The sequence below is a fragment of the Porticoccus sp. genome, from assembly GCF_041592135.1.
In the GTDB taxonomy this organism is placed as follows: domain Bacteria; phylum Pseudomonadota; class Gammaproteobacteria; order Pseudomonadales; family Porticoccaceae; genus Porticoccus.
In genome coordinates, this window is sequence record NZ_JBFHQR010000087.1 from 1 (window position 1) to 10033 (window position 10033).

The 10033-nt window shown below is 61.7% G+C and carries 7 protein-coding genes; all 7 read right to left on the reverse strand.

All coding sequences use genetic code 11. From position 1 onward, the window contains the following. Nucleotides 1-152: 152 nt before the first annotated feature. Complete coding sequence (locus ABY948_RS08550; protein WP_461482112.1) at nucleotides 153-1715, reverse strand: protein adenylyltransferase SelO; 1563 nt, start codon at nucleotides 1713-1715, stop codon at nucleotides 153-155. 203 nt (nucleotides 1716-1918) lie between these two features. Next, nucleotides 1919-3010 (reverse strand): chemotaxis-specific protein-glutamate methyltransferase CheB, encoded by a 1092-nt coding sequence (gene cheB, locus ABY948_RS08555; RefSeq protein ID WP_461482113.1) that lies wholly within the window; start codon nucleotides 3008-3010, stop codon nucleotides 1919-1921. Between the two features lie 8 nt (nucleotides 3011-3018). Next, on the reverse strand, nucleotides 3019-5148 hold the full coding sequence (locus ABY948_RS08560; protein ID WP_461482114.1) for a hybrid sensor histidine kinase/response regulator: 2130 nt from the start codon (nucleotides 5146-5148) through the stop codon (nucleotides 3019-3021). Between the two features lie 37 nt (nucleotides 5149-5185). Further along, entirely contained in the window at nucleotides 5186-6619 is a 1434-nt protein-coding gene (locus tag ABY948_RS08565; protein ID WP_461482115.1) for a methyl-accepting chemotaxis protein, read from the reverse strand. A gap of 82 nt (nucleotides 6620-6701) precedes the next feature. Continuing rightward, entirely contained in the window at nucleotides 6702-7697 is a 996-nt protein-coding gene (locus tag ABY948_RS08570) for a chemotaxis protein CheW (RefSeq protein ID WP_461482116.1), read from the reverse strand. Between the two features lie 20 nt (nucleotides 7698-7717). Next, nucleotides 7718-8686 (reverse strand): GGDEF domain-containing response regulator, encoded by a 969-nt coding sequence (locus ABY948_RS08575; protein ID WP_461482117.1) that lies wholly within the window; start codon nucleotides 8684-8686, stop codon nucleotides 7718-7720. A 113-nt stretch (nucleotides 8687-8799) separates the two neighbouring features. Next, nucleotides 8800-10033: CheR family methyltransferase (locus tag ABY948_RS08580; protein WP_461482118.1), on the reverse strand; the 1234-nt coding region annotated here is incomplete at its 5' end.

Sequence of the window (10033 nt, forward strand, 5' to 3'; positions counted from 1 at the left end):
CACTCGTCGTTGCTCGTCACTCAGTTAGAACCACTAAATTCATTTCTCGCGCCTAGATTGGCGCTTTTTTAGTCACAACAGAGGCAACCAAATTAGTGTGAACAGGCCCTAAGTACTCGAAGAAATGTCGACCCGTTTGATGGGCGCGGGGTTCAGGTGCCGCAGAAGGTGCGGGCGACGCGCTGTTCTGGCGTCGCGGGCATGGCATAGTCTTGTTTCGCCGGATCGAACTCGAACGGTGCAGCCAACACCTCCACCAGCCTGTGGAAGGGTTCGAAATCACCGATGTTGCCGGCCTCAATCGCCCGCTCCACCTGGTGATTGCGCGGGATAAACACGGGATTGCAGGCCAGCATGGCGCTGCGCACGGCGTCGATCTTCTGTTCCCGAACCTGGTGGTTCCCTCGAATGCTGCCAATACCCAGCAACTGTTGCCAGCGCTGTAACCAGCCCTGAAATTGCTCCGGCAGCGGGTAGAGGCTGGCCGCGGCAATCGCCCCGGCGCTGCGATACTCCTCACCCCCCGACTTTCCATCCAGATCGCCATCCCGCTCGCCATTCCAAACCAGCCACTCCGCCAGCACCCGAAAGCCCAGGGTGAAATCCACGCGCTGCTCGGCCATCAGTGACAACAGCTCGGAGACCAGTCCATTGGCGGCATCATCGACCTGTTCGATGCCGATCTTGGCGCACATGCGCCGCTGGTAATTTTCCAGATACCGGTCGCCAAAAGCATCCAGGGCTGCTTGCGCCTGTTTGACGGCCAACCCTTCGTCAGCATCGATCAGCGGCAACAGTGATTGCGCCAGCCAGACGAGATTCCACTGGGCGATGGCGGGTTGATTGCGGTAGGCGTAGCGGCCGCCCTGGTCGATGGAACTGAACACCGTCGCCGGATCGTAGTTCTCCATAAAGGCACAGGGACCGTAGTCGATGGTCTCGCCACTGATCAGCATATTGTCGGTGTTCATCACGCCGTGAATGAAACCGATGGACTGCCAGTGGGCCACCAGTCCCGCCTGGGCGGAAATGACCTGGGCCAGCAACGACAAATAGGGATTATCGGCCCGGCCGGCCTCGGGGTAGTGGCGTGCTATAACGTGATCGGCCAACTGTCTCAGGGTGTCGAAGTCCTGCCTGGCGGCAAGATATTGAAAGGTGCCGACGCGAATATGGCTGCGCGCCACCCGGGTGAGAATGGCCCCGGGGAGGAATTCATCGCGCACCACCCTTTCGCCGGTGGTCACCGCCGCCAGACTGCGGGTGGTCGGCACGCCCAGCGCGGCCATGGCCTCGCTGACGATATATTCCCGCAACACCGGCCCCAGTGGCGAGCGGCCATCGCCCATTCGCGAAAAGGGTGTGACACCGGCCCCCTTCAGTTGCAGGTCGTAGCGGCAACCGTCCCTGCCGATTACCTCGCCGAGCAGGATCGCCCGACCATCCCCCAACTGCGGATTCCAGCCGCCAAACTGGTGGCCGGCGTAGGCCGTGGCGATGGGCTCCGCCCCCTCGGGAATCTGATTGCCCGCCAACACCGCGATGCCCTCGGCACTGGCCAATTGTCGCGGGTCGATGGACAGCGCCTCCGCCAGCGCCTCGTTGATGCGAATCAGCCCCGGCTGTTTGACCGGGGTCGGCAATTGGTGGGAAAACAGGGCTTCCGCCACATGCAGGTAGGTATTATCGAAAGGAATTTGTACCACGTGACTCATCTCTGGCATGACATCTATCAGACAACAGCAGCACGACAGTATCACCGCTTATCGGGGAGATCGCCACATACCAGCCCGTTTCGGGCGATCTCAACAGCATAGGGCCATTTTGTCCACAGCTCGGCGGTGGCGGGAATCAAGCAGCCAAATGCCCACCACGGACACGCCCCCAACGGGGGGAAGGGAGGGAGGGATGAGCAGGCTTACTCCACAGAATTATCGGCATTCATCGCCAGTAATTTCAGCAGCGCGGGGGCGATCCTCGTCAGCGGCAACACATAGCGCACGGCATTGGCGGCGATGGCCTCCCTGGGCATACCGAAGACGATACTGCTTTGCTCATCCTGAGAGATCGTCGCCCCCCCCACCTGGGCGATGGCGCGCATGCCCTCCACGCCATCGCGCCCCATTCCCGTGAGTAGCACACCACAGGCCCCGCTGCCGTAATAGCGAGCCAGGGAGCTAAAGATCACGCTGATGGAGGGGCGATGCCCGTCCTGAATCGGGGTGCTACTGCACGCCAGCATGCCGCGATCGTCAACCAGCAAATGTGCATCACCCGGTGGAAAATAGACGGTGCCAGGCTGGGGTACAACCCCGGGCTCTGCCATTTTTACTGTCAGGCGACACTGGGGTGACAACCAGTCAACCAGTCCCGGCATAAACTCGGCACTGATATGCTGAACACAAATGATCGGCACCGGGAAGTTGGCCGGCAAGTGCGTCAGGATTTCCCTAAACGCCTGGGGCCCCCCGGTCGAGGCGCCTATGCCGATAACCTGGGGGACCACGGCGGCACTCAAGGACAGGCCATTTCCAGAAGCGGCTGCCGCTGTCGGGAGGCCATTCCGGCGCTTGCGGATAACCACCACGCCGGCAAGAATTCTGATCTTGCGGATGAGTTCCCGTGCATCCAGTCCATCTTCCATCCCCTCCCTGCGCAGGGGCTTGGCCATGATCTCGATAGCGCCGGCCTCCAGTAACTTGAAAATCGTGGCGGCCTGGTTTTTCTGCACTGCGACGCTCAATACCAGGATCGGGCGCGGAAACTGTTCCATCACCGCACGGGTCAGCTCCAGTCCATCCACCACCGGCATCTGCAGGTCGGTGCAAATGACATCGGGTTGCAGTAGCGGTATCTTCTCCAGCGCCTCTTTGCCATTGGTGGCCGTGCCGACCACCTGTATATCCGCAGCGAGGGCAAGGATTTTTTTGAGAGAGAAGAGTGTCGTCAGGGAATCGTCCACCAGCAGGACGCGAATGGGGGATGTTGGGTTCCGGCCGACAGCGCTCATGGCCACCCCTAGACCAGCCTGGCCAGGCATTCCAGCAACACCCGCTGGTCGAACTCCGGCTTGGCGATATAAGCGTTGGCACCCGCCTCCAGGCCGCGCCGCCGATCCTCATCCGAGGCCATTGAGGTCACCAGGATGATCGGCAGCTCGGTGTGTTTGCTGTCGGCCCGGATCTTTGCGGTGAGTGCCAGGCCGGTCATGTTGGGCATCATCACATCGGAGACCACCGCATCGAATGCGCGGCTGCCGAGTTTATTGAAGGCATCCACTCCGTCCACTGCAGTGACCACCTCGTAACCCGCACCTTCCAGAATCCGTTTTTCCTGGGTGCGGGTGGTAATACTGTCTTCGGCCAGCAACAACACTTTCTTCTCCGCCAGCGTCTCGACCGCCGCCATTGGAGCACCCGTCGCCGCACGCTTGCACAGTGTTTTCAGCAAGTCCTGGGGGTTCAGTACCAGGCATACCTCCCCCGTATCCAGAATGGTGGCACCGGCGATGTTGCGCACCCTTTTCAGTAACTTGCTCTGCGGTTTCAGCACCACCTCCAGTTCATCGACGACCGCATCCACGATCAGGCCAAACTGTTGGTCGCCGACGCGCAAGACCACACAGGCCAGCGCAGAGGACATATCCCTTTCTGGGGAAACCGCCATCTCCAGCAGTTCATCGAGCCTGGCGACGGAAACCGGTCGGCCATCCATGGTGACCGTTTGCCGGCCCTCCATAAGATAGATCTGCTGCGGCGACACCGCGCGGGCGAACGCTACCTGCTCAACCGGCAGAGCATAGCGCTGGCCGTTGGTTGCTGCGATCAACACCCGCCCGGTCGCCAGCGAGATCGGCAGTTGCGCCCGCAGAGTCAGCCCCTTGCCGGATGTGGATTCGAGCTGCAGCATTCCCTTGAGGTGTTCCACATTGTTGCGCACCACATCGAGGCCGACGCCGCGGCCGGACACCTCCGTCACCAGCGTGTTGGTGGAAAAACCCGGCGCCAGAATCAACTCCTGCAACTGCACCTCGCTCACATTGGCCAGCTCCGACTCGGTGTACAGGCCGCGGCTCAGCGCCGTGAGCCGGATCGCCTCGGTGTCCAGGCCACGGCCATCATCACTGACTTCAATGGTGATACTGGCGGCACTCTGGCTGACCAGGATGCGAATCGTCGCGACCCGGGACTTGCCCGCCGCTTCCCGCTGTTCCGGCGGCTCAATGCCGTGGTCGATGGCATTGCGCAGAATATGCGTCAAAGGGTCCTTCATCTCCTCAAGGACGCGCTTGTCCGCAACCACATCACCCCCTTCGATGAGCAGTTCCACTTCCTTGCCCTGATCCCGGGCCAAATCGTGGACCAGCCGTGGGAACAGCATCAGCAGGGTGCTCATCGGCAACAGGCGGAGGGTGCGGACACCGCTGTTGAGCCTGTCGGCGATGAAATCCAGCCGCGCGCTGTCCTCATCGGCGCGGCTGCGCAAGGGCGTCAACAGCTGCCGCAGCGAGTCCAGTTGCTGCATGACTTGCCGACCGGTCTGGGGCGAGTCTTTTGCCAAACGCAGCGCCCTGTGCCAGTTGTCACAGGCATCAAACAGCTCGTCGATATCCGCCAGGCGGCGTGTCAAACGGTGCCGGGTCACCGTCAGCTCGCCGACCTGTGTCAGCAGCGCATCCAGCTTTTTGGGGTCGACGCGGATCGTCTCAATGCGAAAGGCCTCCGCGTGGGTCGATCCCGGCGGCCCGGTGGCCGGGACCGCTTCCGCTGTCGGCTGGGGAGCTGCCGGCAACGCCTCGGTGCGTCCCGCCGCCTCCGCAGCGGTCGCCTCGCCAAGAGCCGCTTTCACTTGTCGGCGTATGTCCAGCAGCGTCTGGCCCATGCCATTCACCGCCTCGGGTGACAGTGATTTTTCTTCCTTGCGGGCCAGGCCCAGGGCATCCTCAAGCTGGTGTGCCAGGGACTGGATGTCGCTGAGCCCCAGCATTCGCGCCGCGCCCTTGAGACTGTGTGCCTCCCGGAACAGCGCTTCCAGCGCCGCGAGGTCGCCGGGCGCTTTTTCCAGCCGCAGCAGGCCATCGTCGAGGTGCTGCAGGCGCTCCTCGCTCTCCACCCTGAACAGGTCGCGCAATTCCCGGTCTGCGATCATCGCTATTCCAACATCCGCGTATACCACCAGCTGCTGTTCACACCAGTGCCTTGAGGGATTGGGCCACCTCGTTTAGATTCACCACCCCTATTCTGGCCTGTGCCGTGCCCGCGGCGATCTCCTTCGAGCCGTTGCTCAGGTTTCTCATCGCCTCCGATACCTGGGTCAGGGCGCCGGACTGCTGCTTGCTGTTCAACATCACCTGTTGCGCCCCTTCGTAAACCTGGTTGGCCACCTCGGCGAGGGCGGCAAAGGATTCACCGGACTGCTTAGCATTGGCGGCGACTTCTGCTGCCGTTTGGGTGCCCTCGTCGGTCGCCATCACCGCAGTATTGATGGCGCGCTGCACCTCTTCCACCAGGGCATTGGTGCGTTCGGCCGACTTCTTGCTCTCATCGGCGAGCTTGCGGATCTCGGATGCCACCACGGCGAACCCCTTGCCATGCTCACCGGCGCGGGCCGCCTCCACTGCGGCATTTAGCGCCAGCATGTTGGTCTCGCTGGCGAGTTCGCCCACCACCTTGGCGATTGAGCCAATCTGCCCGGCCTGCTCGGAGAGGTGCAGGATTTGCTCGGCGACAGCGCCCACCCGCTCTTTCATCCGGGTGATGCCACTGCAGGAGCGCTCGGCCAGTTCAATGCCCTCTTCGGTCAGCTCAAGGGAGTGGCTGGCCAGGGAGGCGGTATTTTCCGACTGCTGGGCCGAGGTTTGGGAGGAGACACCGAGCTCTTCGGTGGTGGCCGTGACCTCGGTGACCGCCGAGGCCTGTTCCCCCACTGTCCGCTCGTGCTGGTTCATGGTGGCGGCAATTTCCGTGGAAGAGGCGCTGAGCAAACTGATTTGCTCCCTGATTGATCGACTGATGCGGGCGCTCATCCACAGCCCGATCAGGATGGAGGCGGCCAGCGCCAGCAGGACGCCGCCCCAGACGGTCGAATAGACTTCTTCCACCGTGGATTTCCGGAGGCTTTCGCGCTCCTTCAACAATTGGTTATGCCGGTTCTCAGCTTCGTGAAATACCACTTTGATGGCTTCGTGGGCAGAGCGATCATCGTTGATCAGGTCAATGGCCGCAGTCGCCTGTTCCGCATTGAAAAGCGCGATGGATCGCCTGTCGAGGTCCAGGATGGCGCTGTGCAACTCGATGATTTTCTCGATGGTATTCACCATCTCGGCACTTGGCGCCAGTGATTTCAACCCGGCCATTTCCAGCGCAAAATCACTGTTGGCGGTCTCGAACCTCTCCAGGTACTTGCGGTCCCCGGTCAGCAGGTAGCCGCGCACAGCGCTTCTGGACTCATTGATCTCAATTTCCACATCCTTGAGTTGATTCTCCAGCTGGTATGCCCGCGACGAGGCCTCGGTGCTCTCCGCCAATTCCCTGACATCCACAAGCACCACCGCAGCCACCGCCATGAACAACAACAGCGGCACGGCATAGCCCAGCAGGATGCGATAACGAAGTTTCATATTGTTAAACATTTTTCATCCCTCTTCAGGCTATCTTTCAATCCGCCCGCACCCGGGCTCACCGCAGCGGCCGCGACGATCCCTACACCTCTTCCTCTACCTCGAGTCCACCCCGGGAGAGAATTTTCTGCATGTCCAGGACGCTGACCATTTCCGTGCCGTAACGCGTTGCGCCCCGACAGTATTCCTTCTTCTCGTCATGTGCCGCCGCCGGTAGTGGCCCGATGTCGCCGGCATGCAGGTAGACGACTTCAAGCACCCTGTCCACCGGCACACCAATGCAGAGATCACCGGACTCGATCACCGCAACGGCGGTGGCTGAATTGTCTCCCCGCAGGTTCAACAACCGCCGGATGTCCACCAGGGTCAGGATGTCACCGCGCAGATTCATATTGCCGGCAATGTGGGGTGGGCAGCAGGGAATGGGGATAACGCGGTGCAGAGTGGAAAACTCCCGCACCACATCCAGCCCGAGGCCAAAGTACTCCCCACCGAGCTGGATAATGGATAGCGGCACCCGTTCGGCGGCGCCTGCGCCATCCGCTACTTGCCCCAGCCTGCGGGCGCGTTCGCGGAATATGGCGCGCTGCTCCGCTGAGGCGCCGGGGTGGAAATAGCTATCAACCCCTGCGGGAACACCGGATACCGGCAGTGCTGGAGCATGTATCAGATGCTGTACATCCAGCAGTGTGATGACCTTGTCGTCCACCTTGGCATAGCCCGCAATGAACCGGGTTTTCCCGGCGGGCTCAGCATCGAAATGCGGCGCTGTTTCAATCGCCGCTGCGGGGATGTTCACCACCGCAAGGGCCTCACTGACAACGATACCCATGTTCACACCGCCTGCCTGCAACATCACGATGTTGTCGCTCAACTGGTAGCCCGGTGCGGGATGGCCGAGGCGCTGTCCTAGGTTCATCACCGGTTCGATCGCGCCGCGCAGGTCGACCAGGCCGGCGATATGGGGCGGCCCACCTTCGGCGGGGGTGAGCTCCGGCAACCAGCCGATCTCCCGCACCGCGTCGGCCTCGACGCCGTAGCACACACTCTCGACACTGAACAGCAAATAGGGGGTCATGGCGGTGGCTCCAGCGGCGTTCAGTCGGGGGGAGGTACCGCGATAGATATCCGGTTTCGTCCCGCATTCTTGGCCTGGTACATGGCCCCATCCACCAGCTTTATCCCTTCGTCCGGCATCGAGTTGATCCCGGGCACAATAGTGGTGACACCGATGCTGATAGTGAGGTGTGGGCTGACAGTGGAGCCGGGGTTGGGCAGGTGCAGAGCCTCGACACGGGCACGAAGGTCCTCGGCGATTTTCAGCGCGCCGCTGGAGTCGGTGTCCGGCAGCAGAAAGATGAACTCTTCACCGCCGTAACGGGCTACGGTGTCCGACGGGCGATTGATGGTCTGTTGTGTGACCCGAGCGACCTGTTTCAGGCACTCGTCGCCTTCGAGGTGGCCAAACCTGTCGTTGTAGGCCTTGAAGGCATCAATGTCGAACATGATCAGGGTGAGGGGCCGCCGGTAGCGCATAGCGCGCATCCACTCATCGGCAAGCCGCTCATCGAAGTGACGCCGGTTGACGAGTCCGGTGAGACCGTCGGAATTGGCCAGCTCCCGCAGTTTCAGGTTGAGCTCCTCCAGCTTCATCTGGCTGGCGCGCAGCGCGCGGTAGGCATCGTCCCGCTGCAGCTTGTTGATATAGGCGGCGGAGTGGTATCGCAAGCGCGCAATCAGTTCCACCGAGTCGGGCAGCTTGACCAGGTAATCATTGCCCCCGGCCTCGAAGGCTTGCGCCTTGGTAATGGCATCCTCCTCGGCGGACAGCATGATGATGGGGATGTCGCGGGTGGAGGGATGGGCGCGAAAGAAGCGGCACAGAGTCATGCCATCCATCTCCGGCATCATCAAGTCGAGCAGGATCACTGTCGGGCCAATCTGCTCCGCGGTCTTGATGGCCTGGGAGGGGTCGTCGCAATAGTGGAAATTGATGTCCGATTCACTGATAAGCAGGCGCTGCAGCATCTCGGCCACGAAAGACTGGTCGTCCACCAGCAACACCATGAGGGGATGGTCTCCCGGGCCTGGGCATTGCTTTTGTTCCGCAGCTTTCGCAACATCCATTTTCACCGTCTCCGCTGTCACAAAGCTGTGGGCAACTGGCCACTGATTTCCGCTCACGGGCGGCTGGAGCTCAGCAGGTTTTCCACATAGTGTAGTACATCCGCCGCCGTCGACGAGCCGTACAGCCTGACCAGCTCATTGCCCGGCAGCCCCCGCAACAAGTCCCGTGCGGTGGCGCGCATCCTGGTGGCCCTCGCCCCGTCCCCTTCCCGTGTGTAGAGATCGCCCAGGTCGAGATAGGCGCCGATAAACGAGTGATCGAGGTAGATGGCCTTCTTCAGCAACTCCTTGGCGGCGGCAAATTCCTCGCGCTCCTGGGCCAGCAGCGCCATCAGGTAGTGGGGGTCCGGGTCCAGCGGGTTTCGGGCAACCATGGCGCTACATACCTCTGCAGCCCTCTCCGGCTGGCCCCGGTTGGCGTACTGCCAGGCCAGCAGGATGTCCGAATCACCCCGGGGCTGGTCGCTCTCCACTGCGAGTTTTTGCGCTGCTGGAGCCTCCGCCCCGGCGTTGCGCCCGGCAGGCGGTGTCGCTGCTCGCTTTGCTGTCACGGAGCGGGGTGTTGTCACAGGCGCTGCCGCGGATTGCTCCTGAAGCCTGCGCGCCGGGCGGCAGCGTAGCGCTGTCACCGGCACTGCCGGGGATTGGGCCAAAAAAGGCTCGACAACTTTCTGGTAGATCACCGACTCGGGAAAGACCCTGGCGCGAAGCTGGCCCAAATGGTGCGTGTAGAGTTCGCCGTGGCCGGTCACCAGGAAGCCGCCGGTAGTGAGGGTCGCCGTGAGCTTGTCCGCGATGGTGGTGACCACGTGGGGGGGCATGTAAATGAAGACGTTGCGACAGAGGATCAGATCCATGTCATGGACCTCGCCCTCAGTGCCGGGGATCACATCCGCCACCAGATCTCCGCTCTGGAACCGCACCCGCCGGCGAATGCTGTCATCGAGCACCCAGCTATCTTTTTGGCGGTGAAAATAGCGTTCGCGGCGCGCGGCGCTCATGCCGCGAAAAGACCATTCGGTATAGATTCCTCGCTGGGCCTTGAGGATAGACTCCCGGTTAATGTCGGTAGCGAGGATGAGGATATTCCATTGCGACTGGTCGGCCAGTAGCTCATCCAGCAGGATGGCCAGAGAGTAGGCCTCTTCGCCGCTAGAGCAGGCGGCGCTCCAGATACGCAATGAGCGCTCTGGCTCGCGGCGCTCAAGTAGTTCGGGAAGGATTTTCTCCTGGAGGAGCCTGTGCTGGCCGCTGTCGCGAAAAAAATAGGTTTCGCCGCTGGTCAGG